Annotated in this window: 19 protein-coding genes; 6 read left to right on the top strand and 13 right to left on the bottom strand. The window is 57.5% G+C overall.

Translation table 11 applies throughout. The annotated features are described in order from the left end of the window. Positions 1-2: 2 nt before the first annotated feature. The 6 genes from galE (at position 3) to V4F39_RS21560 (ending at position 11923) form a co-directional block, all read left to right on the top strand. On the top strand, positions 3-1022 hold the full coding sequence (gene galE / locus V4F39_RS21585) for a UDP-glucose 4-epimerase GalE (RefSeq protein WP_332292029.1): 1020 nt from the start codon (positions 3-5) through the stop codon (positions 1020-1022). A 7-nt stretch (positions 1023-1029) separates the two neighbouring features. Beyond that, complete coding sequence (locus tag V4F39_RS21580; RefSeq protein ID WP_332292028.1) at positions 1030-2487, top strand: mannose-1-phosphate guanylyltransferase/mannose-6-phosphate isomerase; 1458 nt, start codon at positions 1030-1032, stop codon at positions 2485-2487. Between the two features lie 153 nt (positions 2488-2640). Next, positions 2641-3591, top strand: coding sequence for an MBL fold metallo-hydrolase (locus tag V4F39_RS21575; protein WP_332292027.1), 951 nt, complete (start codon positions 2641-2643; stop codon positions 3589-3591). Continuing rightward, complete coding sequence (locus V4F39_RS21570; RefSeq protein ID WP_332292026.1) at positions 3573-4037, top strand: MBL fold metallo-hydrolase RNA specificity domain-containing protein; 465 nt, start codon at positions 3573-3575, stop codon at positions 4035-4037. Before V4F39_RS21575 ends, V4F39_RS21570 begins: the two co-directional genes overlap by 19 nt. Positions 4038-4752: 715 nt before the next feature. Further along, positions 4753-10488: a DUF1800 family protein gene (locus tag V4F39_RS21565; protein WP_332292024.1), complete on the top strand. Its 5736-nt coding sequence runs from the start codon at positions 4753-4755 to the stop codon at positions 10486-10488. A 127-nt stretch (positions 10489-10615) separates the two neighbouring features. Further along, positions 10616-11923, top strand: coding sequence for a DUF1501 domain-containing protein (locus V4F39_RS21560; RefSeq protein WP_332292023.1), 1308 nt, complete (start codon positions 10616-10618; stop codon positions 11921-11923). A gap of 715 nt (positions 11924-12638) precedes the next feature. Here V4F39_RS21560 and V4F39_RS21555 read toward each other — a convergent pair. The 13 genes from V4F39_RS21555 to V4F39_RS21495 form a co-directional block, all read right to left on the bottom strand. Continuing rightward, the gene (locus V4F39_RS21555; protein ID WP_332292021.1) at positions 12639-13763 is read right to left on the bottom strand and encodes a DUF1972 domain-containing protein; all 1125 of its coding nucleotides are present in this window, start codon (positions 13761-13763) and stop codon (positions 12639-12641) included. Further along, a complete protein-coding gene (gene gmhB, locus V4F39_RS21550) occupies positions 13763-14314 on the bottom strand; it encodes a D-glycero-beta-D-manno-heptose 1,7-bisphosphate 7-phosphatase (RefSeq protein ID WP_332292019.1) in 552 nt (183 codons plus the stop codon). Before gmhB ends, V4F39_RS21555 begins: the two co-directional genes overlap by 1 nt. A gap of 8 nt (positions 14315-14322) precedes the next feature. Then, positions 14323-15039, bottom strand: coding sequence for a nucleotidyltransferase family protein (locus V4F39_RS21545; protein WP_332292018.1), 717 nt, complete (start codon positions 15037-15039; stop codon positions 14323-14325). A 7-nt stretch (positions 15040-15046) separates the two neighbouring features. Next, positions 15047-15646: a D-sedoheptulose-7-phosphate isomerase gene (locus V4F39_RS21540; RefSeq protein ID WP_332292017.1), complete on the bottom strand. Its 600-nt coding sequence runs from the start codon at positions 15644-15646 to the stop codon at positions 15047-15049. Then, the gene (locus V4F39_RS21535) at positions 15622-16662 is read right to left on the bottom strand and encodes a GHMP family kinase ATP-binding protein (protein WP_332292016.1); all 1041 of its coding nucleotides are present in this window, start codon (positions 16660-16662) and stop codon (positions 15622-15624) included. Before V4F39_RS21535 ends, V4F39_RS21540 begins: the two co-directional genes overlap by 25 nt. Before the next feature lie 62 nt (positions 16663-16724). Further along, on the bottom strand, positions 16725-17891 hold the full coding sequence (locus V4F39_RS21530) for a glycosyltransferase family 4 protein (protein WP_332292015.1): 1167 nt from the start codon (positions 17889-17891) through the stop codon (positions 16725-16727). A gap of 10 nt (positions 17892-17901) precedes the next feature. Then, positions 17902-18906 carry a glycosyltransferase family 2 protein gene (locus tag V4F39_RS21525; protein WP_332292013.1) on the bottom strand — a complete coding sequence of 335 codons (1005 nt, stop codon included), beginning with the start codon at positions 18904-18906 and terminating at the stop codon, positions 17902-17904. Between the two features lie 918 nt (positions 18907-19824). After that, the gene (locus V4F39_RS21520; RefSeq protein ID WP_332292012.1) at positions 19825-21015 is read right to left on the bottom strand and encodes a cellulase family glycosylhydrolase; all 1191 of its coding nucleotides are present in this window, start codon (positions 21013-21015) and stop codon (positions 19825-19827) included. Next, complete coding sequence (locus V4F39_RS21515) at positions 21012-22514, bottom strand: O-antigen ligase family protein (RefSeq protein WP_332292011.1); 1503 nt, start codon at positions 22512-22514, stop codon at positions 21012-21014. Before V4F39_RS21515 ends, V4F39_RS21520 begins: the two co-directional genes overlap by 4 nt. 32 nt (positions 22515-22546) lie before the next feature. Then, on the bottom strand, positions 22547-23758 hold the full coding sequence (locus tag V4F39_RS21510; protein WP_332292010.1) for a polysaccharide pyruvyl transferase family protein: 1212 nt from the start codon (positions 23756-23758) through the stop codon (positions 22547-22549). Between the two features lie 54 nt (positions 23759-23812). Further along, positions 23813-24934, bottom strand: coding sequence for a Coenzyme F420 hydrogenase/dehydrogenase, beta subunit C-terminal domain (locus V4F39_RS21505; RefSeq protein WP_332292009.1), 1122 nt, complete (start codon positions 24932-24934; stop codon positions 23813-23815). Between the two features lie 189 nt (positions 24935-25123). Then, complete coding sequence (locus V4F39_RS21500) at positions 25124-25711, bottom strand: CatB-related O-acetyltransferase (protein WP_332292008.1); 588 nt, start codon at positions 25709-25711, stop codon at positions 25124-25126. 10 nt (positions 25712-25721) lie between these two features. Further along, on the bottom strand, positions 25722-26951 hold the full coding sequence (locus tag V4F39_RS21495) for an oligosaccharide flippase family protein (protein ID WP_332292007.1): 1230 nt from the start codon (positions 26949-26951) through the stop codon (positions 25722-25724). Positions 26952-26993 lie beyond the last annotated feature (42 nt).

Genomic DNA, 26993 nt, shown 5'->3' with positions numbered 1-26993 from the left:
TCATGACCACCATCCTGTTGACCGGCGCCACCGGGTACATCGCTTCGCACACATGGCTGGCGCTGGGGGCCGCCGGCTGCCAGGTGGTCGGGCTGGACGACTTTTCCAACAGCTCGCCGGCCGTGCTGCAGCGCCTGCAGGCGCTGCTGGGCGGCGAGCAGCCGGTGTTCGAGCAAGGCAGCGTCACCGACGCCGCCTTCGTCGAGTCGGTGTTCCAGCGCCACCGCATCGATGCGGTGGTGCACTTCGCGGCCTTCAAGGCCGTGGGCGAATCCACCGCCAAGCCCCTCAGCTACTACGCCAATAACATCGGCGGCCTGCTGACCGTGTGCGAGGCGATGCGCCGCCATGGCTGCCACCGCTTCGTGTTCAGCAGCAGTGCCACGGTCTACGGCAAACCCGAGGCGCTGCCCATCACCGAACAAGCCCGGCTGCAGGCCACCAACCCGTACGGCCAGACCAAGCTGATCGGCGAGCAGATCCTGGCCGACCTGGGCGCCGCCGAACCGCACTGGCAGACCGGCGTGCTGCGCTACTTCAACCCCGTGGGCGCCCACGCGAGCGGGCAGATCGGCGAAGACCCCCGCGGCATTCCGAACAACCTGATGCCTTACGTGGCCCAGGTGGCGGTGGGCAAGCGGGCGCGGCTGCAGGTGTTTGGCAACGACTACGACACGCCGGACGGCACCGGCGTGCGTGACTACATCCACGTGACGGACCTGGCCGAAGGCCACGTGGCGGCCCTGCGCCGCCTGCTGGAAACGCCGGGCTCCTTCACCGTGAACCTGGGCACCGGCCGCGGCTACAGCGTGCTGGAGTTGGTGCGCGCCTACGAGGCCGCCAGCGGCCGCCCCGTCCCCTACGACATCGCCCCCCGCCGGCCCGGCGACATCGACGCCTGCTATGCCGACCCCGCCCTGGCGCAATCGCTGCTGGGGTGGACGGCACAACACGACCTGGCCCGCATGTGCGAAGACAGCTGGCGTTGGCAGCGCATGAACCCCCACGGATTCGAGACCTAGAAACTCCATGAACAGCACTGCCTCCCATCCGCCCATCACCCCCGTCGTCATGGCGGGTGGCTCGGGAACCCGCCTGTGGCCGCTCTCGCGCGCCGGCTACCCCAAGCAGTTCCTGGTGTTATCGGGCAACACCAGCCTGTTCCAGCAGGCCGTCACCCGGCTGCAGGGGCTGGCCAGCCCCACCCAGGCCGTCCATCCGCCGCTGGTGGTGGGCAATGAAGAGCACCGCTTCCTGGTGCTGGACCAACTGCGCGAGCTGAAGGCCGAGCCCAGCGCCGTCATCCTGGAACCGATGGGCCGCAACACCGCACCGGCGCTGACGCTGGCTGCGCTGCAGGCGCTGGAAGGCGGCCAGGACCCGGTGCTGGTGGTGACGCCCGCCGACCAGACGGTGACGGACAGCGGCAGCTTCAACCGCGCGCTGACCCAGGCGGTCGAAGCCGCCGCCGACGGCACCATCGTGATCCTCGGCATCACGCCCGACCGGCCGGAAACCGGCTACGGCTACATCCTCGCGTCGGCCGCCGAAGGCATCGCCGCGGTGGAACGTTTTGTCGAAAAGCCCGACGCCGCCACCGCTGCACGCTACCTGGCCGAAGGCAGCTACTACTGGAACAGCGGCATGTTCGTACTGCGCGCGTCGGCCTGGATGAACGCGCTGGAGCGCTTCCGCCCCGACATCGCCAGCGCCACACGCGCCGCCTGGGCTGCGCGCAAGATCGACGACAAGTTCGTGCGGCCCGGCCAGGCCGAGTTCGCGGCCGTGCCTTCGGAGTCGGTCGACTACGCGGTGATGGAAAAGTGCCCGGGCAGCCCGGCCGCCATCCGCATGGTGCCGCTGAACGCCGGATGGAACGACCTGGGTGCCTGGGAAGCCGTCTGGCAGGTGGCACCCAAGGATGAAGCCGGCAACAGCCACGTGGGCGACGCCGTGTTCGCCGACAGCCGCAACACCCTCGTGCATGCCACCAGCCGCCTGGTGAGCGTGGTGGGCCTGGACGACGTGATCGTGGTGGAAACCGCCGACGCCGTGCTGGTGACCGACCGCGCCCGCAGCCAGGACGTGAAGAAGATCGTCAACCGCCTGGACGCCGAACAGCGCGGCGAGCACACGCTGCACCGCAAGGTGCACCGCCCCTGGGGCTGGTACGACAGCATCGACAACGGCCCGCGCCACCAGGTCAAGCGCATCATGGTCAAGCCGGGCGCCAGCCTGAGCCTGCAGATGCACCACCACCGCGCCGAACATTGGATCGTGGTGAGCGGCACCGCCGAAGTGACCAATGGCGAGAAGGTGATCATCCTCACCGAGAACCAGAGCACCTACATCCCCCTGGGCCAGACCCACCGCCTGGCCAACCCCGGCAAGGTGCCGCTCGAGATCATCGAAGTGCAGAGCGGCAGCTACCTGGGCGAGGACGACATCGTGCGGTTCGAGGACACCTACGGCAGAGCGCCGAAGTAAGCAGCGCGCAAAAACGGCATGTAAACAGGTCTACACGCAGCGCTCCACCCGCCGATACGGTGTTGGTGGATGTGCCCTTGGGAAGTGAAGTACCGGCGCGTAGGCCTGCCACCTCGGCAGCTACGCCATGACACCTCACCGTGAGACCTGGCCATGCTGCAATTCACCCACCATGGCGCCGTGCGTGGCGTCACTGGCTCCTGCCATCGGCTGACGCTGCCGGACGGCCAGGCCGTGCTGGTCGATTGCGGCCTGTTCCAGGGCGCCGAGACATCGCCCGACGGCGCCAACGCCAGCCAGTTGGAGATCGACTTCCCGCTCGACAAGGTGCGCGCGCTGGTCGTCACCCATGTGCACATCGACCACGTCGGCCGCATCCCGTACCTGCTGGCTGCCGGCTTCCGCGGCCCGATCTACTGCAGCCACGCCAGCGCGCAACTGCTGCCCCTGGTGCTGGAAGACGCGCTGGAAGTGGGCTTCACCCGCAACCGCAACCTGATCGGCAAGTTCCTGGCGCTGCTGAAAGACCGCACCGTGCCGCTGCCCTACAAGCACTGGCAAACGGTGGTGGCGGGCAGCCCCGGCCTGCGGGTGCGCCTGCATCCGGCCGGCCACATTCTGGGATCGGCCTTCGTCGAGTTCGACGCCACCCAGAAGGGCCAGACCGCCCAACGCGTGGTTTTCTCCGGCGACCTGGGTGCGCCCTACACGCCGCTGCTGCCGGCACCCCGATCGCCGATGCGCGCCGACGTGCTGGTGCTCGAAAGCACCTACGGCGACCGGGTGCACGACAGCCGCAAGACCCGCCGCCAGCGCCTACAGGCGCTGTGCGAGCACGCCTTCAGCAATGGGGGCACGGTGCTGGTGCCGGCCTTCAGCATCGGCCGCACGCAAGAACTGCTGTACGAGCTGGAAGAGATCATCCACCGCCATGCCCAGCGCGAGGCCGCGCCGGGGCTGGCCTGGGGGGATGTGCAGATCGTCGTCGATTCACCGCTGGCCGCCGACTTCACCGCCGGCTATGCCCGGTTGAAGGAGCATTGGGATGCCGAGGCCCGCCGCAAGCTGGCGGCCGGCCGCCACCGTTGGCCTTCGACCAGGTGACCACGGTGGCCGACCACGCCGCCCACCTGCAGATGGTGCGGGGCCTGGCCCGCTCGGGCCGGCCGGCCATCGTGATCGCCGCCAGCGGCATGTGCAGTGGCGGGCGCATCGTCAACTACCTGAAGGCCATGCTCGGCGACCCCCGGCACGACGTGCTGTTCTGCGGCTACCAGGCCGCCGGCACGGCCGGGCGGGCCATCCAGCAGCACGGGCCGCGCGGTGGGTGGGTCGATCTAGACGGCCAGCGCATTGACATCCGTGCCCAGGTGCACACGCTAGCTGGCTACTCGGCCCACGCCGATCAGCAGGACCTGCTGCACTTCGTCGGCCGCATGCGCAGCGCACCGCGCCAGGTGCGCTTAGTGCACGGCGACGAGGGGGCCAAGCAAGCGCTGGCCGCCTGCATCCGCCAGCGCCATCCGGGTATCGAGGTGGTGGTGCCTTGAAGTAGTGCAACATTGCAGGCGCGGAATCCATGGACGCCGCTGGCACGCGGGCTATGGCCATTAATTCTGTGCGTGTCAATCGACGCTTCGTACCGCTGGGTGCGGTAGAAACAACCCGCTGTTCGTCACGCCGGTGCAGATCGTCCGAGGCAAGAGCTCGTGGCCAATGCGTCGAGGCGTGCAGCGTACCGAGTGCATCCCGACACCTAGTGACGTTCGCAGGACGGGCCTGACAATCCCGCGTACTGGAATCGTCTGGACCGGCATAGGCAGCGCGGCGGCGAGGCTGCTACGTCTATGAGCTGAACGCATCTGCGCCACCGTCGGCGACGGACCCCTATGCGACGGACGAAGTTCAAGCTTCACGATGCCATTTCCTGGCAGTGGCACTTGAGTGACCAATTGTCCGATGCGCTTACAGAAGCGACCCGGCAGGCTGCACACACACCCCAGTCGGGCACTTGCGCAGGCCACACGCTTCTTCCAGACGAGCAACGTCCGGTTACAGCAAGCCACTTAAATGACCAGGTCCACCGCCGAAATCGAGAGCATCGGCCTCTGCACGCCATCCGACACCCTGCTCCACCGCCAAAAAACCTGTCGTCCGGCCTGCAGTTGGCGTCGTCTTCCCTGGTACCCAAGTGCGAGACATGCACAAGCACTGGAAGGGCAGTTAACCCTCCGAGCGTGCCACAACTTATGACCCGCTGCGCACATGACGCATAGCCTAATCCAGACCCTACGCCTTGCTTCCGCCGGTTTGTTGATCTCTCTCTTGGCGGCATGCGGCGGCGGTGGGTCCATCGAGCCAAGTGCCGCTGACACGCCTGGAACGACTGCAACCGCGCGCATCCTGGCAAGTGGCGCAGTTGGCCGAGACTCGACTGCCTTGACGGTGCGTGCGCACGCAACGATGTCAAACAACATCGGTCCGACCATGCAGGTCTGGCTCGATGGCGCCTTGGTCGGCAGTGCTGAAGTGAGGGCCACTGAGCCCACGGATTACCAATTTTCGGTCTCGTCGTTGAGGCCGGGGTCGAAGCTCGATATCGCGTACATCAACAACACCATCGACACCGCCAATGGTGCCGACCGCAACCTGTTTGTGGAGCAGGTATCGGCGGGAACAACTGCTGTCATTCCGAGTGCCACGACTGCCACGGTGGACCGCGGAGTCGGTGCAGCGGCCTTCGATGGCATCGACGTGCAGCCCGGCGGAACCGGTCTGTTCTGGGACGGTGCTCTGCGCTTGACATGGCCGCAAGCAAATCTGACTGACCGCATCACGGTGCGTGCCAGCGGCACTTCCAGTGGTGCTGCGCCGCGCATGGTGGTGCGTGTGGACGATGTGGTGGTTGGCACGGCCGACGTCACCAGTGCGACGCCTGCCGACTACAGCTTCGCCGCCCCGAAGTTCGGCCCGGGAAGCAAGGTCGATGTGGCCTTTGTCAATGCCGGCACCGTCGCGGGTGTCACACGTCTGCTCAACGTTCACTACTTGCTGGCTGGAGCTACCGTACTGCGCCCCACCGATCGCGGCGTCTTCTTTGATGCCGGCATCGGCTTGGCTGCCTACGACTGGGCGAATCAGTCGGCTGCGTCTGCCTCGCTGAGCAACAACGGCGCGCTGCGCGGCGTCTGGCCGGCGTCCAACATGAGCGACACGCTGACCCTTCGTGTCAGTAGCACCTGGCTGGCCGACAACGTCGCGCCTGTGCTGGAAGTCGTGGCGGACGGCGTCGTCCTTGGAGTGTTCGAGGTGCGTTCCACAGCGCCGACGGATATCTCCATGCCAACGCTGCCACTCAAGGCAGGACAGCGTATCGAGGTGCGCAACACCAACGAGGTAGCAGGCCGCGCTGCGTTGGTGTCGTATCTCATCTCCGGCAAGACCGTGCTCCAACCGACCAGCAGCGTCGGTAACCTCAGCGCTTACTGGCCCGAGCCGAATCTGACCGATTCGCTCAATGTCCGCGCGCGGGCCGATCTGGCCGGAGGTGTGGGCGCCCTGATGCAGTTGTACGTGGACGGCGTCATGGTCGGCGCGACAGAAGTCAAATCCACTGTCTTTGCCGACTATCGATTTGCCGTGCCCCCCATGGGTCAAGGGCGCAAGGTCGACGTGGTCTTCGCTAACCCCGAGTCGCCCGTCGGAGAGGACCGCAACCTGTTCGTCGCGTACCTGACGACCAGCAATACCGTGATGCTCCCTGGCCAAACGGGCAACGTCTATGACAGGGGCGTCGCCGCCGCAGCCTTCGACGGCAAGGACACCTTGATCGGCACAGGCAATCTGTACTGGGGCGGTTCACTGCGCATGAACTGGCCAGCACCAAACCTCACCGAGACCGTGACTGTGCGTGCCAGCGCCACGCCGGCGGGCGGCGTCGGTGCCTTCATGCTGCTGTGGGTGGATGGCGTGGCTGTTTCCAGCGTCGAGGTGAAATCCACTACGCCGGTTGACTACGCGATGCCCACCACGGCCATCAAGCCAGGGTCGAAGGTCGCGGTCGTCTTCTCAAACCCCGGAACCGTCGATGGCGTCGAACGTACGCTCAACGTCCAGTACGCCATCAACGGCTCGACACTCATCACGCCCTCATCTGCCAACGTCTCCCATGCTTCAGGCGAGCTGTCTGCCGTCTGGCCACAACCCAACATCAATGACACCCTGACGATCCGCGCTTACGCCGATATAGCGGGAGGAATGGGGGCCCAGATGCAAGTTTGGATCGACGACGTCCTCGCGGCGACGCAGGAGGTCCGGAGCACGACCCCTGAAGACTTCGCGATCAGAGTGCCCACAATCAAGCCGGGGAGCCGTATTGATGTTGTTTACGTAAACAACACAGTTAACACCGGGGGTGGGGATCGCAACTTGCACGTGTTGCAACTGACGCGCGGCGCCACAGCAGTTGTGCCCGGTCCCACGACTGCCACGGTGGACCGCGGAGTCGGTGCAGCGGCCTTCGATGGCATCGACGTGCAGCCCGGCGGAACCGGTCTGTTCTGGGACGGTGCTCTGCGCTTGACATGGCCGCAAGCAAATCTGACTGACCGCATCACGGTGCGTGCCAGCGGCACTTCCAGTGGTGCTGCGCCGCGCATGGTGGTGCGTGTGGACGATGTGGTGGTTGGCACGGCCGACGTCACCAGTGCGACGCCTGCCGACTACAGCTTCGCCGCCCCGAAGTTCGGCCCGGGAAGCAAGGTCGATGTGGCCTTTGTCAATGCCGGCACCGTCGCGGGTGTCACACGTCTGCTCAACGTTCACTACTTGCTGGCTGGAGCTACCGTACTGCGCCCCACCGATCGCGGCGTCTTCTTTGATGCCGGCATCGGCTTGGCTGCCTACGACTGGGCGAATCAGTCGGCTGCGTCTGCCTCGCTGAGCAACAACGGCGCGCTGCGCGGCGTCTGGCCGGCGTCCAACATGAGCGACACGCTGACCCTTCGTGTCAGTAGCACCTGGCTGGCCGACAACGTCGCGCCTGTGCTGGAAGTCGTGGCGGACGGCGTCGTCCTTGGAGTGTTCGAGGTGCGTTCCACAGCGCCGACGGATATCTCCATGCCAACGCTGCCACTCAAGGCAGGACAGCGTATCGAGGTGCGCAACACCAACGAGGTAGCAGGCCGCGCTGCGTTGGTGTCGTATCTCATCTCCGGCAAGACCGTGCTCCAACCGACCAGCAGCGTCGGTAACCTCAGCGCTTACTGGCCCGAGCCGAATCTGACCGATTCGCTCAATGTCCGCGCGCGGGCCGATCTGGCCGGAGGTGTGGGCGCCCTGATGCAGTTGTACGTGGACGGCGTCATGGTCGGCGCGACAGAAGTCAAATCCACTGTCTTTGCCGACTATCGATTTGCCGTGCCCCCCATGGGTCAAGGGCGCAAAGTCGACGTGGTCTTCGCTAATAACGACTCGCCCGCCGGAGAGGACCACAACCTGTTCGTCGCGTACCTGACGACCAGCAATACCGTGATGCTCCCTGGCCAAACGGGCAACGTCTATGACAGGGGCGTCGCCGCCGCAGCCTTCGACGGCAAGGACACCTTGATCGGCACAGGCAATCTGTACTGGGGCGGTTCACTGCGCATGAACTGGCCAGCACCAAACCTCACCGAGACCGTGACTGTGCGTGCCAGCGCCACGCCGGCGGGCGGCGTCGGTGCCTTCATGCTGCTGTGGGTGGATGGCGTGGCTGTTTCCAGCGTCGAGGTGAAATCCACTACGCCGGTTGACTACGCGATGCCCACCACGGCCATCAAGCCAGGGTCGAAGGTCGCGGTCGTCTTCTCCAACCGAGGAACCGTCGATGGCGTCGAACGTACGCTCAACGTCCAGTACGCCATCAGCGGCCAAACGTTCATCACGCCCTCTTCTCCGGGCGTGGTCTATGCGTCGGGCGACCTCTCTGCCGTCTGGCCAACGTCCAACATCAACGACATCCTGACCATCCGCGCGTATGCCGACGTCGCCGGCGGAGTCGGGGCCCAGGTGGAGGTTCGAATCAACGGTGTGCTTGTAGCTTCCAGAGAAGTGACCGCAACCACGCCGACCGACTACCAAGTCCGAGTACCGACGATTCGACCAAGCGACAAGATCGACATCGTGTTCACCAACGACGCACAAGTGGGTGGAGCAGACAGAAATCTGTATGTCGTGCACGTCCGCAGTGGGAACTGGGTCCTTGCCTCATCTGCAACTGGCACGTTGTTCGACGCGGGCAACGGAGCGGCAGCGACAGACGGAAACCAAGCGTCACCCACGACAGGAGCAGCCTACGTCAACGGGGCACTCCGATTCACAATTTCTGATGTCACAGGCGCCGGTAGCAGCGCTACGCAAAATGCGGCAGCTCGCTTTCTCCAGCAAGCGAGCTTTGGCGCCACAGCAGCTGAGATCGACAAAGTGCTCAGCATGGGGAGGGCAGCCTGGATTGACGAGCAGATGGCCTACCCCTTTGTGCCGGAGTACGTCAATCACATCGAAAAGAAATTCTCCCTCGGAACCGCATACCGTCCGACCGGCAGTCAATATTCGCCCCTTTGGATCGGTCAGAAGTTCTGGAAGGCTGCCACAACCAGCCCAGACCAGCTACGACGCCGAATGGCATTTGCACTGCATGAAATCCTGATGGTTTCACAGGCTGACTCGACCGTTTATCAACATGCGCGCGGTTATGCTAATTATGTGGACACGCTACATAAACACGCATTCGGCAATTATAGAAATCTTCTTGAGGACATTGCACTCAGCCCCATGATGGGTCTGTATCTCTCACACATGCGGAATCGTCCGGAAGACATCAGCCTTGGGAGAATGCCAGACGAGAACTTCGCACGAGAGATCATGCAACTGTTCACGATAGGGCTGCATGAACTGAATATCGACGGCACGCCTGTTGTGGACGGCATGGGCCAAGCCGTTGAGACGTACAGCAACAATGACGTGATGGCATTGTCCAAAGTCTTCACAGGCTGGAGTTGGGCATTCAAAGATGCCCAGTTGAATGAGAGCAATTTCCGATGGGGCCTGCCTACTCTGACGGACCCTGCGCTTGATGAGAAGATCGATCTTAAGCGCATGAAACCCTACCCGGGAATGCATTCTCTGGTGGAAAAGCGACTGTTCGCCACGAAGCCTTGGGCAACTGTACTTCCGGCCGGGAACTCGGCCGACGCGGACATGCAGGCCGCGCTGAACGTCCTGTTCAACCATCCCAACGTAGGCCCATTTATTGGGCGGCAACTGATTCAACGGTTGGTCACCAGTCATCCGACACCAGGATACGTTGCTCGTATAGCTCGCGTTTTCAACGACAACGGTAAAGGCGTGCGCGGCGATCTCGGCGCCGTTGCCCGTGCAATACTCTTGGACAGTGAAGCGACCAGTCCACCTGAAGGAAGCATTACGAAATTGAAAGAGCCGGTGCTGGCAGTGACGCAGTGGTTGCGGGCAACCGGAGCGCAGTCGGCGTCCGGAGATTACCTGATCAACTACGATCTCGATGCCATGGCACAACGTCCATGGCACTCACCCAGCGTCTTCAACTATTTTAGGCCGGGCTATATACCACCCAACACGAGCCTTAGCTCAACGAATGCGACCGTACCCGAATTGCAGATTGTTGATGAGGCGACCACCGCGCGCTGGGTAAATCTTGCTTTTAATATGGCAGGAGGGGGCCTAGGGTGGGCGAACGGCATCAGAGACGTGACAGCGAATCTTAAGCCACTTGCAACGATCAGCGAGGCCGGTCGTCCCGATCTTTTGATAGAGCAGCTAAATCTAATACTCCATGCCGGAAGAATGCAAAGCGCTCTAAAGGCAGAGATCATGGACGCAATGTCCGCAGTGCAAGGCAACGACAGTGCTAGTCATACAAACAGAGCGCGCATAGCCTTGTTTTTGGCTCTTGCAACGCCGGATTATCTAATTCAACGTTAAAAGCATGAACCAAAACCACTCACGCCGTGGCTTCCTCCGTCGTCTAACAGCGATGGGCAGTCTGCGCCCGCTCTCTTCTCTGCAGGCCGCCGCTCCATTCGGGACTCAACTCGCTGCGTTGGCCGCGATGGCCGCACAGCCGGGTCATGCCGCAACGACGGGCGGCGGATACAAAGCGCTGGTCTGTGTCTTCCTGCATGGCGGGAGTGATATGCACAACTGGATCGTGCCGGTGGATACGGATGGCTATGCAGAGTATGCCCGGGCGCGCGGCGATCTCGCTTGGCCCAAGGCAAAGCTAAGACCATTGAGTAGCACATCCCAGGCGGAAGGCCGTGCCTTCGCAATGCCTCAAGAAATAGCGCCATTGGCAAAATGGTATGAAGCAGGTAAAGCAGCGGTCATTGCGAACGTTGGCCCGCTTTCCCGCCCTATCAGCAAATCAGAGTACTCCGCCGGAATTGGAGTACCCAAGAAATTGTTCTCTCACAACGATCAAGCCTCGACGTGGCAAAGCTTAGCGCCGGAAGGTGCAAGTTCCGGCTGGGGTGGTCGAATGGCCGATCTGCTAGCCACTGCCAACGGCTACCCTGTGTTTACAGCAACTTCAGCAGCTGGCAATACAGTCTTCCTCACAGGGCACTCGGTAACTCAGTTCCAGGTTGCGCCCGAAGGAGCCGCCATCATCAACGGCCTAGCCGCAACCAACATCTTCGGTAGCAACAGGGCTCCTGGGGCATTACAAAAAGCTTTGGCCAGTAGCGGTCCAGATCTTATTCAAAGAGAATATTCAAGGATTCTCCAAAGAAGCATTAGCGCCAACAGCGTTTTGCAGCTGGCCATGAATTCTGCGGCAGCGCCAGAGATCCCAGCCACAGCCGTCCTGAATGGAACCGCAGAAACAACTCTCAATCAGACCAACCTAGCGATGCAATTGCGAACGGTAGCGCAAATGATCGCTGCCAATCAGCGGCTGGGAATGAGGCGGCAGGTCTTCTTTGTTTCAATGGGTGGATTTGATACGCACGCCGATCAGATGAGAATCCAGCCAGGTCAAATGCAACAAGTTGCTCATTCGATCGATTACTTTCTCTCTGCTATGGAGTCGCTCGGAATGCTGGATGCAGTGACCTTATTCACAGCCAGCGATTTCGGGCGGACCCTACTTTCCAACGGCGACGGAAGTGATCACGGCTGGGGTAGCCATCACTTCGTAGCGGGAGGCGGTGTAAAAGGACGGAGAATCTACGGCGACTTCCCTATTCCCGCGCTCGGAACGTCCACCGATATTGGCTCCGGACGACTACTACCGACGACGGCAGTTTCTCAAATGGCCGCGTCAATGGGCTCCTGGCTCGGCCTTAGCTCAGCCGAACTGAAGTTTGTGCTGCCAGACCTCGCACAATTCGGTCCACCACCGAACTTCATGATTTAATCGAGGGGCCGCCGAAATGCCTCCGATACACAATTGCCGCCATCTAATTGCGGGCTGGTCGCACTCATGGGCCGCGTGCTTTAGACTCTGAACTTCTAGTCGATGGTTATGGATCACGCGTAACCATCGCGAACAGCACGTCGACCACCGCCACACTATGCGCCCTGGCTTTCGCCACTCAGCTTTTGATACTGGTCGCGTGGGTTTGAGTCCCATCACCCAGTGCACCGAAACGCAGAGACGACCAGGCGACAGCGATTCAGGTCTTGCGAGCATTTGCATTGGCGCCGGAACTCACGTGGAAATTCCACGGCGGGGATAGTTGGCCGTTAAATACCGAGGACGCAAGCATCCTGCGCGGCAAAGGCGGGTTCGCGGCCAGGCTGCCCATGTTGGCGCGCATCGAGGATGGCACTGGAGCTCGGCACTGGCGCCGCTGGCGCCCCAGTCACACGAGCCGACCTACTGAGAATCGTCAACGATTGCCCAACGCTTGCGGCCGAGCCGCGATCCCGCCCGCGGCTGCCTGGCCACCCCTGACATAGCCCCCAGGCGCGGCACACCATACGGCCGATACCAAGCTAGACCGCCTCCTGGCCAATGAGCTAGCAACCCATCAGCCTCAAGGACGAAGCCTTACTCGCCTGTGGCGCCTCCGGGGCCGCCGACAAAAGACCATCAACCGCCAACGTGTAAATCAAAGACCTACACGAACCTAAGCAGCCTGGGTCGCTGACCATTCATCGAGCAATTTTTCATATTGCCCCAAAACCTGCGGCCAGGTTAACCCCGCCGAAAATCGCGTAGACGACGCTGAGCGCATCTGCAGCAGGATCTCCGGGTCATTGGCTATCTGCTCCAGCCGATCCGAAAACTCTCTCGCACCGTCGAAGTACAGCGCGGAGTCGCCAGCAACCCACCTATTGAATCGATTATCGTGCGCAATCACCGCATTTCCAGCCCCGAGCGCCTCCACCAGGGAAGGATTGGTGCCTCCAACCTGATGACCATGCACATACGCCATGCTGTGATAGCGCAACGCTTGCACCATCCGCTTGTCGTAAATCGCGCCCAAGAAGCGGACCCCCGGACCCGCGGAGTCAAGAACCGCACGGTGGAAAGAGTTCGCCTTGTCGTAATTACCCAGAATAACCAAGCCGAACGGTCGCGGCTTCATCGAATACCCGAGAACGACGTCAAGAACCGAATTCTCAGGCTCCGGCCTGGCAATAACGGTCAGAAACTTACCCGGATTCAGATTCAGGTCGCGTACAGCACGCTCATCCACGCCCTGTAGCCTCTCCGCACCATACGGAATGGTTGTAATCTTCGACCGCGACACACGTGTTGCGAGGTGGTCCGCAATCGCAGGATGGTCAGCAACCAAATGGTTGCCAATTAATGAACCAGCCCAGTCGTTCAACCAAAACCAAGTCTTTGCAATCCGCCCCCATTTAGCTCGCGACCACTCGATGCCATCCATATTGATGATGTTGGGCACACCGTATACACGCAGCAACGCACAAAATGCCGCAGTGTTATAGCCCAACGTCAGGCAAAGGCCGCGCTCAGTTGAAGGGAGATTACAAACGTGGCGAATCGCCATCCAGTCAAAAATCATCGTCCCTGCGGCCCCAGGGCGATCAACTGGGATCTTCACACATTCAACCCCTTCCCACGCATCATAACTGACGTCGCCATCACCATCTATCTGACAATAAACAACCACCCGCCAACCGCGAGCGATCAAATAAAGAGCCAAGTACTCGGCAAAAGTTTCAAAGCCTCCATGCGCCGCCGGAACCCCACGAGTACCTAGTATTCTCAATATTCTTTTCATTAACGTGCTCTTGGCGCCGAAAAATCACTCAGATACCAACCTGAAAACGTTTCAAGAGAGTCAAAAACCATTGTGCCAGCAGGAATATTCGCGGTCGCAAGGGTTTTTACTCCATTACCGGTCTTCACAAGGGCAGGAATACATCCAGCACCTTCCGCAGCCAACAAGTCCCGCATTGAGTCGCCGACAAAGATAGTCTCAGACGGCAGCACTCCGAAGTCACCACACGCCGCGCGCAGCATTCCAGGCTGAGGCTTACGGCACTGGCAGCCCGCTTCCGGATGATGGGTGCAACAATAGATGCGTCGTATCACACCACCACGCGCTTGGACACAGTTCAGGAGCTTGCAGTGAATTGCGTCCAAGGTAGCTTGGTTGAATATACCCTTGGCAACGCCCGCCTGATTCGTAGCGACCACAACATCAATACCGCCCTGTGAAAGGGAAGCGACTGCCTCAATTGCGCCGTCTATGGGCTCCCACTCGTCAGGTGATCGGATATATGCTTCGCTATCGTGGTTGATCACGCCATCTCTGTCGAGAATGACCAATTTTGAAGTCATAACCTGCCTGAAAACCTTGAAGAAAAAGCTTTTGGCAATTCCGACTGAGCCCGATCGTAGTCACCTGGGATACCGATATCTATAAAATATCCGTCAACTGCAAATCCCACAGGCTTTAATAGCTGCAGCTTGGCAGCCAGCACGTCCTGTTCGAAAGAAAAAGCGTTCGGCAACTCCATGCCTTCTAGCAGTTGACGCTCCAAGCAATAGATGCCGGCGTTGATCAGGCCAGGTCCAACCCCGGTCTTCTCACCGAACTGAACAACGGTTGTCCCTTCGAGAACGCATGCGCCATAACGTGACGCTTCAGGCACTAAACGAACTACAACGCCAACCTTAGCCTGCGCATCAGAACAGAATCTAAAGAACCGCGTCAACGGCGCATCGAGAAAGGTGTCGCCATTGACAACAATAACGCGGGGAGTAGACGCCAACTTCAGAGACAGGCGTATAGCACCGCCCGTTCCCAACGGTTCGTCCTCGCGGGCGTAGACAACTGGCACCCCACGGAACCGAGATCCTACGTGGGCGACTATCTGATCCGCAAGGTGCCCGACGGAGAGAATAATGCGAGTGACCCCTTCGTCAACCAATGCGTGAAGCAGGAAATCAATGAAAGGCCGCCCAGCAACACAGGCCATTGGTTTCGGCACATTTGGAACATGCTGACTCAATCTCGTGCCGCGCCCTCCAGCAAGAACTACAGCATCCATTTCGACCTCACCGACCTGTCTGTGGAAAAATCTGACGCTCTACCAGCCCGCAAATTACATGACCAATGGTAATGTGGCACTCTTGAATTCGAGGTGTCTCCGTCGAAGGGACTCTGATACAGACATCCGATAAAGAAGCCATTTTTCCGCCAGTAAGTCCAGTCATCCCGATTGTGTAGACATCCATGCTCCTCGCTTGATCGAATGCCGCCAGGATGTTCGGTGAATTGCCGGACGTCGACAGACCAATCAAAACGTCACCGGGTTTGGCGCAAGCTTGAACTTGGCGCGCAAACACACGCTCATACCCATAATCATTCCCGATGGCCGTCAAGACAGAAGTATCCACTGTGAGCGCGAATGATGAAAGACCCGGTCGGTCGTAATTAAATCGACTCACAAATTCACCTGCAAGATGTTGTGCATCGGCAGCACTGCCACCATTGCCGGCGAAAAGCACCTTGTTACCCGCCAAGCAAGCGTGTGCGCATCGCTCTGCCACTGCTCTAACTTGTTCCAGCAACTGAACGTCGTCAAGAACAGCCTGCTTAACCGAAATTGATTCCAACAACCACTCGCGGATTACCGAATCAGACTCTGACACCATGATTGGACTCCCATTTCAGTAAAGTGAAAATTCATGACCTCGCCGCCATGCTTGGAGAGCTCACGCAGAACATCCATACGCTTGACCGCTGGGACAAAGAACATCATAAACCCACCACCGCCCGCTCCTGAAATCTTTCCCGCCAATGCGCCTGCGCTAAGCGCGCAATCGTAAACCTTGTCAATTGCCGAATTTGAGATATTCGAAGCTATTTGCTTTTTTGATTGCCAAGATCGTCCGAGGATGGAGGCATACGCCTGAAGATCGCCGCGCAGCACGGCCTCCTTCATAAGAAACGAATCGCGCTTTAGATCGAGCATCGCTTCCACCGACTGTGCATTTCCAGCCTTAGTGTTGTCGATCTGCTGCTGAATGATGCCGGCCGACTCCCGCGATTGACCAGTGTAGTAAAGAACTGTGCAAGCCTCGAGCTCGTTGATAATCCAATCCTTAACTCGGAGCGGATTGACAAGAACCCCCTTACTACCAAACTCAATGAAATTGAATCCACCAAATGCAGCTGCATACTGATCTTGCTTGCCACCAGCCAAGCCCAGATCAATACGCTCAACCTCATATGCAAGCTTGGCGATATCATATTCCCCAAGACCAAGCCGTAACCATTCAGCATACGCCTGCAGGATACAGACGACCATCGTAGACGACGTTCCAAGACCTGACCCAGCAGGCGCGTCTGCGAATGTCGTTAGCGTGAGCGATAACGGTCTCCCACCATTGAACTGCCTGACGATTCGGCTGTAGATCCCTTTATGCAAACGAAGCGGCTCAACGTCTTCAAGCACCGACGCTGCGGAAAGCTCAACTCGCTCGTTACGGTCCGCGGCAACGAAAACAACTTTGCCGTCAGTTCGTGGTTCGAGAATCGCCTGAGCATACAAATCAATTGTTGCGTTCAGGACGACACCGCCATGGACGTCACTGAAGGGGCTCACATCTGTACCGCCGCCAGCAAGCCCCAATCGAAGCGGTGCTCTTGAGCGAATAATGATGGACACGTTGGCAAATCCTTTCTGGACTTAAGAGTTGAAGTCGGCGACCAAGCTCTGTCTAGCAACGATTATCGAGGTATCAGAGTTGCGTTGTAGCACTCCAGAGTCGACCGTCCGATGACACCCCAATCATAGTCTTCGGCAACACGCCTCGCGCCCCCCTCCGCGACGCGGTCTAGCAACGCGCGCGACTCCACAGCCTGTGAGATGCGTCTGGACATATCAATCGGGTCGCCGGAACGAAATACCAAACCGCTCACATTGTCCTCAACAACTTCAAGCATACCAGGTATATCTGAAACCAGCACTGGCCGCCCATAACTCATCGCCATCAAAACGACCCCGCTTTGATATATCTTCAAGTATGGCAAAGCAATGAGGTCAGCACACTGGTAGAAGTATGCCACCTCGCCATCTGGAATGTATCTAATCTCACAGCGCACAACTTGCTCAATTCCGAGATCCGAAATGATGGTGGCATACTTGCCGAAATCGTCTTTCCAAACCTTTCCAGCGATCAGGAGACGCAAATTCCGGTGGGCTTCATATGACTTCGCAAACGCTTTGATAAGGACATCCAGCCCCTTGACCTCTTTGATCTGGCCAAAGAATACAATCACAAACTCGTCGTCGGAATAGCCCAACTTGGATCGAGCTAACGACCGAGTCACCTCTGCCGGCACATATTGAAGATGGTTCCCATGAGGGATAATTCGAACCCGAGAACTGGGTATTTTCAGAGTATTTAGCAACTCGTCTCGGCTGACCATATTATGGGCGATCACTTGGTCGGCATTCCCATAGGCCCAACGGACAAAGATTGGTACGGACAGCCCCCGTTTAAATGCCTCCACGTCATGTGCCGTTATGACTACCTTTAAACGAAAAAGGCGCGCCAAGACAATACTGAGAACTTCAAGCGGTCCGACGTGATAAAAGTGGAAGTGCGCGACACGTGCACCCTTTGACCAAGCGTGCCGAACCGAAGAGAACGCACCGCGGACAAAGCGAAGCGCCCGCAACCACGCGGCGTCTGGGCCATAAACCCCCACATAGTTCTTGTGAATCGAAAAACCCTCAGTTCCAGTGACTTCTGTCTTATCGCAGGTGTAAAGATCCGCTCGGCCGCCAGCGGCGGTAATACTTTGACAAAGTGCAAAGTCATAATAATTGCAGCCGCCATGGCCTCCGACGGGCTCGATGACTGCGCTGTGAACAGGGGACGCTTTACTCACGGACATTTCCTCAACTGGTCCAATAATATTTAAAGCTTCGGCACCCGAGCAACACTCGTGCGATGACCTTTGCATTCGCGAAATGCCCTTGCCTGAGCCTCTTTAACGCGCGCGCTGCGATAAAAATCCAAACCGTCGGGTAACAGACCGGCGTGAACGAGGCTGCAAACATCAATTTGTTCCGGCATTGGTAGAAGTCCGAAAGGATGCTCGCAGGCCTGGCTTGCGTTTCGGTTCCAATTGACATCCCCTCTTTGTGATAGACAATAGCCGCCGTCGCCACACCAAGCTCGAATAAACCACGACCCCGCCAACACCAATCCAATTCCTCGTTGTACAGAAAGTATCGCTCTGACATTAGACCAACGCGCTCGACGAATGCTCGACGGACGAACATACTTGCGCCACTCACGTACGTCAGTTGAGGCTCTATTACGTTATTTGGAGGCGGCGCCCCGATTGACTCGCCGGCCCCGATATGAAAGCCTCTACCAGTAACATATGAATAATGGACGCCCCCGTATGCTTGCACGCGGCCTGCAGGTTGAACATGAACTAAAGTAGATCCACAGATTCCCAAGGAAGAATTGGCTTCCATACGGGCGCACAGATGTCTCACTGCGTCGACATGCACAGTTGTGTCGTTATTGAGGATCCAGTAGTAATCGACCGTTGTAAGCTGATCCGCAAACTGGATGCCAATATTGTTACCCGCAGCAAAGCCATTATTTGATCTGCCGACAACCAAGGAGACATATCGGTTCGGGGACACTTCACAGGTGACAGCGCGAACAATTGCTCGCCAGTGCGGCCCAGCACCGGCTTCCCTGATCTCGACAGTTCCTTTGCCTGCAAGCCACTGCTCTATGCGCACGACAGAGTCGTCCGGCGATGCGTTGTCAACCACGATCGCATGAATACGGAAGTCACCACTGAGTTGAAGTACAGACGTAAGACACTCAAGCGTGTCGGCTGAACCTTTCCAGTTAACAAGAATGATAGCGACTGTAGTCATGCTCGGTATGTAACCTATCGAGTAGTTAAAAGCTCTGCGACACAACTCCGGTCATTTTGAGTGCGGGCAATAATGCTAATGGCGATTCAATTATCCAACCACGCCAAAATTTTCATCTTGAGTCGGTTTTGCTTCCACAGAACCGCTCTTCGCAATCAATAGCTCACTTTGCCATGGGCCAGCAACCGTCGCCGGCTATCATCTCGGATGCATCACCGATTTGGCATTGGAGGCCCTCAACCTCCCGGCGCGCTTATCGACGCCGCGTAGCAAACACCACCGTGTGTGTCGGCTTTGTCACGATGCATTAGAACGCTGGCGCGGGCCGAGCCACACACGTCGGCCACGGCACTGCCCCGCGAGCGCACCAAACTCGATTCTTCGCGCACGTCGCCGCGGGCCTCCATGCGGTGCCGTAGCCACTTGCTCCTCCTGCCCGTGCGCACGTCGAGTCCACACTCGCCGTTTGCAGTCTTCGTCGAATTGGGTCTCGGGAGTGAACCTGGTTCCATATTGATGTCGGCGCGCAGGAGCGCACCCCACGTGGCCAAGTGAGCGCTTTGTTCGAAAACGCCCGCGTCACCTCGTGAATGACGAATAACAGGCGAAGTTTCCGCAACGTTGGGGAACTACACACCGGGTCGTACCACTGCTGTCGTGGGTATATGCGCCGCATCTTCGGTGAACCCACTGGCCGGCATCTTATGGGCCCACTTGTCGGGTACCACAGCTCGATCACCGCGAGCAGACGCCGCCACGGCCTCTCTCTATCCATGTCCGGCAGAACATGCCCACGGGTCCGCTTCGTCATTGGTGCGAACTCGGGTGTTACAAGGCGGCGTTGGCTCATTGTCGTCGGCAGGTCTGCCCCAATAGGCTGAGGTAAGCACGGCACGTGCCTGCTTTGCTTAGCCTTTCTTAGTTCGATGTGCGTAAACGCTTGTTGATCTGCCTAAGCATGTCCAACTGATATGCACGCTTGTTTGTTGCAGTAACGTTGATTGTTGCCTCGTGAAATGGAAAGTCGTATACCCACAACGCCGCGAGCCCTATGCCTTCTTTTTCAATAGTGCCCAGCAGGCCCTTAAGTACTTCTCCGCTTGACCTGCCCTTAACAGCAGGATCATCATCGGACACACCAAACTCACCCAGAAAAATCGGCCGTCTGACACGCTTCGCACATGTGGATGCTGCGGCCAAGGCGTCTTCAACATTAGAACCGACGCGCCCACGATCAAAGTAGCCACGATTGTGGGGATAAGCATGCACAGAAATTACATCAAAACCCTCTGGGTTATCTCGAAGTAGCATATCGCAAAACTGCTCCCGATTATCTGCCTGCCAAGATCTGTTCCGCCAGTTGTTAAAGGCATAAGGTCTCGGAAGCGCGTTACCTGTGCTAAGGGGCGTTTTGGCGTCAACTTTCCTTACGGCGCTAACAAAGTTGGAGTAGGCAACTGATTGGTCACGACCACTTAGATCGTCGGTGTCTCGTCGCAATGAGGGAGTACCTTTTGCAACATTCACCTTTGGTCGCCATTCTTTTGCATTCGGAAGGTCCACGTACAAGGCCATTTCATTGCCGAACTCCCACATCCAGATAGCGGGCGAAGCCTTGTAGCGATCCACAACTGCTGACACGTACCTGTTGAAATATGCCGTCGTTTTGCTATTCGGCTGACCCCAAGCGTCCATTGGCTCATTAACCAGGTCCGGAATAGCTGCGTAGTTCCATGCCAAAGATGCAACTATCCCTATGCCATGCTCCTCGGCAGCCCGCACAAAGCGATCAAGCACAGCGAAATATGAAATTGGGTCTGTTTCATACAGCTTAAGTTCTGCGGGCCAAAACCCACCAAACATCACCCGCACGAACGGAACGTCATGTTTTTTGAGTTCAGCAAGCCCCGCAATTGCGGAAATATCCTGCGGGTTGTTGATACTACGATTTATCGCGTCAAAGTAATTAACACCTACCCCGCGGAATGGTCTTGCATCTTTCAAATAATACTGCCCCTCCTTCACGGTCAAATCGCCACCCTTACTGTGGCACATGAACAATGCGAGCAAGAGGAATGAAATCAGCTGGCCGCATATCATGGGGATCATTGATTGTCACCTCTGACTGGAACGCTGTTTTTCGGAACTGCGGTGATCAGCGCAAGACCGAGGAGCATCAAAGGGGCATTGTGCGGTGTAGACAGAATGGCCTTGACAAGCAACATACCGAGAAGAGAAACCGCAACCATTCCTCGCATCAAATCGAAATCATCCGACGATGATATTGCCCTCTTCAACCCGAATAAAAGCGCACCGATGAACAGCAGTGCAAAAACACCCAAGCCAAGCAACCCAGAATCAATGGCAAGAGATAAATAATAGCTGTCAATTGTTAGCGCAATACTGTTCTTTACCCCAGCAATGTATGCAGACAGTCCCGGGCCATAGCCGAGAAATGGATGCTCAAGGATCTTTGGAATACCACGTGCCAACATGTCAAGCCGCGTGTTCGTGCTCGACGCCTCAGCGTACGTGCGCCCCGAAACAAGGCTACTGTCAATGGTTCCAGTCAACCATAGAAGCGCAATGCCAAATATGCCAACAACGAATGAGAGCGACAAGATTACGCTGGCGACACCTAGTTGCCGGTTAACTAGCCACTGTCTGCACATCAGTATCGTGGCGCACATCACCAGCCCAATGGGTAAGGCCGCAAAAGCAGCCCGCGATCCACTCAAAGCGCCCGCGATGATTACCAGCAGCACGGCGAGTGCTGAAAGTATTCGACGAACTCCTTTTGCCACGGCACAAAAATATAAGCATATGGGTAAGGCGAAGGCGGAGAACTCTGCGAGGAGCAATGGATGCGAGAATGTACCCTGGGCGCGATACGATCCGCCACGAGATTTCTCCATAATCGCCGCGTAAAGCCATTCGGAATCCACCGTCATTCCGGGCAGCCTTACATTGGCAAACAGAGTTCGGCCCAGCGCCCGCTCGACCACAGTCAAGACTCCGATGATGGCTCCAGCAAGGACAATCGACCAGAGCAGTTTCTGGATGTTCGCGTTGGTGTTAAAGACAGAATAAAAAATCGGAACAATCAGACCAGCCGTCAATAGCTCATTTGCGACTTGGTATGCGGACAGACCGAACGCCTCCGACCCCACAACGCTTGCCAGTCGTATAAGAAAATAGGCGGCAAGCAGGGCTAGCCAGCCACGGCGATCGCTAAATGTCTTGAGGGTCGCTTTGCGGAACGAAGGTGAGGCCAACGCGCCGAACCAGGTCACCAGTAGTAGCCCATACAACAGCCGGGCTGGGACCAAGTCGGGGCCACCGAAATTGAACGACAGATACCGAGGCCAAAGGAGGAACAGAACGATGGAAAGCGCAAATGACGACCGCAGCAGCCGTTCAGGAGCGGGAAAATCGAAAATCCTATTCGTGAGAAGGAATGGGAGCGGGAGTACTCCAAAAATGAGCGCAAAGGCGGGCGGCAGAATCGCGATCGCTAGGCCAACGAGCAGAAGATACGCTGCCCCCAGGACTGTAAACAGCGCGATGGCGAAGGGATGGACGCGGCTCCCTCGATGAGATTGCAACATGTGTTCGCCAATTCTTTCTAACCGCAAGACATCTAAATCGAATCCCGATTTTTTGCGCTTGCAAGCAATTCTGCAATTTTGTCGGTGTAAATTTTTAGTCGGGCTGCGGCGATATCATTAGCATCTTGAATTGTCGCCGATAGATGCGCTCGCTGCTCAAACGTTTGTCGCACCAAACTCATGACGGCTGAGACATCCAGTGACCGGCAGTCAGCGACGTGAGGGTAACCTACCGTATTGAACAAGCCAGTAAACTTGCGGCTATAAGCAAGGGGCACAACCGGGACACCAGACGAGATAGCTGCAATGCACGCGTGCATGCGCGCGCCAATAAAGAAATCAAATCCTGAAATATGGCTCTTTGCCGCTGACGGGCCGTCATATCGTGGGGCGATAGATGTGTTCGGAAACTCGCGCTGCATCGCCTCGCAGATCGACAGATCATCGTCAACTGAGCCTGCCTCCCCCAGCACGTGGGGTACCAGCACCACGTGCACAGCATCCATACGAGTGAAGTGCTCAAGCAGTTGCCGAGTGAGCGCTCTGTAGTCAAGTTGCAGTTTGAAGCGGTTAGACCCAGAAGCTTCATTCCAAAGCAATCCGGAAATGTTGACTCCCACAGTCAAGTGATCAGCGCGCCCATGACTTGTGCGCTCATAAGGCAGCGCGAAAGCGACGTCGACAATCTCGTCAAAAGACACCCCCAAATTGCGCGCTGCAACGTACTGACGAGACAACTCGTCGCGCGGGAAAATACTAGCCGCTCGCCTAAGGCAAAAATCAGATATGGCGATCGACCACCAAGACGAGAATGGTCCGATGGTCTGAGGGCTAAGGACGAGTGGCACGCTGCCTGTGGTCGCCATCCATTTGGTAACAGCGAAATACAGCAGCCTCTTTAATCCGTATATATCAGAGAAGCTGTCGCCCTCGCCGATATCGAGCACTACATCCGCTCGCCGAAACGCGGCGCGAACGCCAGATCGAGACAGCATGCTCCGCCCGTTTACCGGCGTTACAAGTTGAACACCCAGCTGACGAAACTTTCCCGGGTCTGAGGACCCGGCCCAGCCGACGATCTCAAAGTCGACGTGAGTTCCCACTGCATCCGCAGCTTGTCGAATTAAGTGGATCTGCGACTCCGTTAGGGCCCGCACTCCGAGATTGCCGGAGTCGACGCCATGCCACAGCAGACACACCCTGATCGCATGCGATCTAAGCTGGCTTTTTGTGTTCTCGTTCATATTTGCTGCAGGATGTGTCTAGAATTCCATAGATAATTGAGCTGCGTGTGGTCGCTACAACCTGCCACCAATAACCCTCTTACCTGTACCCAGGAATTCACGAAGCAGCTGAAACGGGCGTATGTGCCACATCGCCCTGCGCAAATGCAGTCCTGTGTATCTGGGAACACGCCGCCCAAATAACCGCATTGCGGCGATACGCGCCACGATGCTCGCCTTTCGGTGAAATTGGTATGGCTGAATCTGGCGCAAATCATCAATGCCGAAAGGTTCTAGAACAATCGAGTCCGCTGCTTCCTTGACGAGCTGACCCCCCCGGGCGGTCCGTGTGATTAGGAGACTCCGACCTTCGCGCTCCGCGAAGTCGGGATATCCCCCTTTGCCATACCATGCGTCTGCACAGACCACATCAGCAAATTCGCCGGTCCCGTCCGGGCAAATTTTGCATCGCAGTTGCAAATGCCGATTTAATATCTGACCCCAGCTGGTGTTGTAATCCATACTTGCTACGGTACCATCCAGTGCCTCAGCTTTTGTCAAACCAGGCCAACCGTCACCTCGGTATCGGAAGCTCTTGATAATCTTCTGCCCAAGACCTAATTGCTTGATTACTTCATGCGTCCCAATAATGCTTGGCGTACCCGCACACATGAAAGAAAGCAAGTAGGGAACTCTATCCTGGAGTTCAGGCCGAATAACCAACAGCCTCCGCACAGCAGCGACGTCGCAAGGCTTGCCTACAAAGGCAAACTTCCCATTCATTTTCAGCGCCGTGCCGAGTAATGCCACTGGGGACGCAGGCGCGTATCGTGACCCGGCACCCAACAACACATCGTTTGCAGTGGAACTAATTACCGCATCGTTCCTGAAAGGATCGTCCGCGGAAACTCGAATATGCAATACGTAGTCAACCTTCCTTGATTCAAGGAGGTGAACTAGCATGGCAGAAAGCAAACCGCCAGACGAGGCACGATGCCTAACGCGCGTATCTCGCGCATATCCGGCAGCTAACTTTTTGACGGGCCCCCAGATCGGGTGATAATCAACACCGGCGGGAGTTGAGGATTCGTGGACGAGACTGATCCCGGGGCAGATCGAAACTATCTTGCGATGATCCTCGTCAGATATCGGGCGTAAAACGATCGGTCTAGCGAATCCCGCCGCGTCAATGCGCATCTCCAGGCCTCCTTCCAGAGATACAGCTACGCACGCCCCACACCCAGTGCACATTCCGGCTTGGAGTATGTCATCCAGCGTCTTATAGCTCAAAATCTCTCCCTGAAGTCAATAAGTCAAAGTTCCCGAACGATGACCCTGAACGCCGAAACCCTATAAGTAGAAGCGTACACACCCTCCATATCCTGATTACGGGATGCCAATTCGCTCAGGGCAGAACGCGCCCTCGCCCAGCTCCCGAAGTTTGGCAGCGAGTTCATTTTCGTCGAGCATCCACCAGCGTGTCGACTCGATTTGTTCAATCGTTTCACTTCCAAAACGCATGCGAATCACGCGCGCTGGATTTCCGGCAACGATGCTGTACGGAGGAACATTCTTTGTTACGACCGCCCCAGCTGCCACTACCGCCCCTCGCCCTACTTTATTTACGGCGGGCAGGATAATTGCACCATGCCCGATCCAGACATCGTCTTCAATGATGCACGGAAAATAGGGAATCTCACGCTTCACATCAAATGGTACCGACGAATTGAATAGAAAGGGATGCATAGAGATTGCGTGGATGCTGTGATTTCGCCGAAGCACTTGAACTGTCGGCGCAATGGAGCAGTACCGCCCAATAGTTGTGTCGGCACCGATGCGATCCGCATCAAAGCAACCGTAGCTATACATGCCAACAACGATGCGATGTTTACTTTGGAAGTATTTCCTGAGATAGCGGCTCCTCATCTCGTTGCGACGCGCAAGCTTGACGATTATTTTATCCAGGAGGCCCAAGGCATTTCTCCTAGTTCGGCCCCGAAACTCTGGCTGCACACCTGACGGCAACAAAGTTGCCTGCCGAGACGACAGAGAGGGAAATGCACCAGATAAAGAGAAAATGCATCAAACTGTATGATCCTGAGGAGAGCCACAAACATCCGAAAAGTGCGACGCATAAGCCAACAACTTGAGAAAAAACCCGATGCTTTTGCTTTCCAAGGGAAGTGGCGATTACTCCAGCCACCGCACCCGAATATCGAATCAGGACAATAGCGCCAAACCATGGCAAAAATTCAGCCAGCTGGAGAAAGCTACGCCCGTACAATAGTTGCGTGACAAGTTGAGGCGCCAGTACCATCGGCGCAGCAAAAACGGTACCAATACACATCAGTTTCAGTGCTGTACTTTTTGCTTCAGCCCAAAAGGCTGATCCTGCAACGTTAGATAGTCCTGACAGACGAGGCACCGCGATGTTTCCGACAATCGGGGCCAACGCAATTACGCCTAGCACGACTTTTTGGCCTGCCGCATATAATCCTGTGGACTGAGGCCCGAACAACGCTTGAACTATGACGATATCGAGTTGACTCCAAGCACTAACGAGGAATCCGTCAACCCCATAGGGCCACGTTTTCTTCAGAGTCTTAGGCCAACTAGCCCAATTCCCGCTGACAACCACTATAGGGGTCAGACGCGTTAGCGCAAAATAGGCCGTCAAAGCGAAAATCAGACGAGAAAGGAACGATGCTATAGCGACCGACTCAGGGGACCCAATAAACCACGCTGCCCCGCAGCAAGTCACGAGGTAGAGGGCATTTGCCGAGAGGACAAGCTTTGCTTCTAGATCAAAGCGCCCGAGCGATCGAAGAGGCGCGAGAAAAAACTCGGCATATGAGTTTGCGATCGCGGCTGACAACAACGACAATGCCAGCCAGACAAATGCCATTGAGTCATGCAGCAACAGCGCACTGACAGCAACGAGAGCCACCAGCAAAAGGCACAATATGGTTTTTGCCTGGAACGCACGCGCGACTATCTCTGGTGCGTTGTTCCGGCGGAGTGATACTTCCCTGACAAGATAGAGTGGAAACCCGAAATCTACGATCAACACTAGCAGCGCACTGCAGCTGAAGAGGAAACTATAGTTTCCGAAAACTTCAGGCCCCCATAGGCGAGCCAGCAACAAGAAAAGAAATAGACTCGCTGCCAGCCTGCTGCCCACCGCAAGCGTCGTGTATATCAAGTCAAGACGCATTAACGCTATGCAAATGGGCTTACCATGACACTTGACGCGCGT

The sequence above is a fragment of the Aquincola agrisoli genome, assembly GCF_036621135.1.
Taxonomy (GTDB): Bacteria; Pseudomonadota; Gammaproteobacteria; order Burkholderiales; family Burkholderiaceae_C; genus Aquincola; species Aquincola agrisoli.
Note: the sequence above shows the minus strand (reverse complement) of the source record. Positions and strands in the feature narration are given on the sequence as shown.

What these genes read in the sequence shown, in the direction of transcription:
- galE (WP_332292029.1), top strand. Translation starts at nt 3, where the DNA reads ATGACCACCATCCTGTTGACCGGCGCCACCGGGTACATCGCTTCGCAC.
- V4F39_RS21580 (WP_332292028.1), top strand. Translation starts at nt 1,030, where the DNA reads ATGAACAGCACTGCCTCCCATCCGCCCATCACCCCCGTCGTCATGGCG.
- V4F39_RS21575 (WP_332292027.1), top strand. Translation starts at nt 2,641, where the DNA reads ATGCTGCAATTCACCCACCATGGCGCCGTGCGTGGCGTCACTGGCTCC.
- V4F39_RS21565 (WP_332292024.1), top strand. Translation starts at nt 4,753, where the DNA reads ATGACGCATAGCCTAATCCAGACCCTACGCCTTGCTTCCGCCGGTTTG.
- V4F39_RS21560 (WP_332292023.1), top strand. Translation starts at nt 10,616, where the DNA reads ATGGCCGCACAGCCGGGTCATGCCGCAACGACGGGCGGCGGATACAAA.
- V4F39_RS21555 (WP_332292021.1), bottom strand. Translation starts at nt 13,763, where the DNA reads ATGAAAAGAATATTGAGAATACTAGGTACTCGTGGGGTTCCGGCGGCG.
- V4F39_RS21545 (WP_332292018.1), bottom strand. Translation starts at nt 15,039, where the DNA reads ATGGATGCTGTAGTTCTTGCTGGAGGGCGCGGCACGAGATTGAGTCAG.
- V4F39_RS21540 (WP_332292017.1), bottom strand. Translation starts at nt 15,646, where the DNA reads ATGGTGTCAGAGTCTGATTCGGTAATCCGCGAGTGGTTGTTGGAATCA.
- V4F39_RS21525 (WP_332292013.1), bottom strand. Translation starts at nt 18,906, where the DNA reads ATGACTACAGTCGCTATCATTCTTGTTAACTGGAAAGGTTCAGCCGAC.
- V4F39_RS21520 (WP_332292012.1), bottom strand. Translation starts at nt 21,015, where the DNA reads ATGATCCCCATGATATGCGGCCAGCTGATTTCATTCCTCTTGCTCGCA.
- V4F39_RS21515 (WP_332292011.1), bottom strand. Translation starts at nt 22,514, where the DNA reads ATGTTGCAATCTCATCGAGGGAGCCGCGTCCATCCCTTCGCCATCGCG.
- V4F39_RS21510 (WP_332292010.1), bottom strand. Translation starts at nt 23,758, where the DNA reads ATGAACGAGAACACAAAAAGCCAGCTTAGATCGCATGCGATCAGGGTG.
- V4F39_RS21505 (WP_332292009.1), bottom strand. Translation starts at nt 24,934, where the DNA reads ATGCGCATTGACGCGGCGGGATTCGCTAGACCGATCGTTTTACGCCCG.
- V4F39_RS21495 (WP_332292007.1), bottom strand. Translation starts at nt 26,951, where the DNA reads ATGCGTCTTGACTTGATATACACGACGCTTGCGGTGGGCAGCAGGCTG.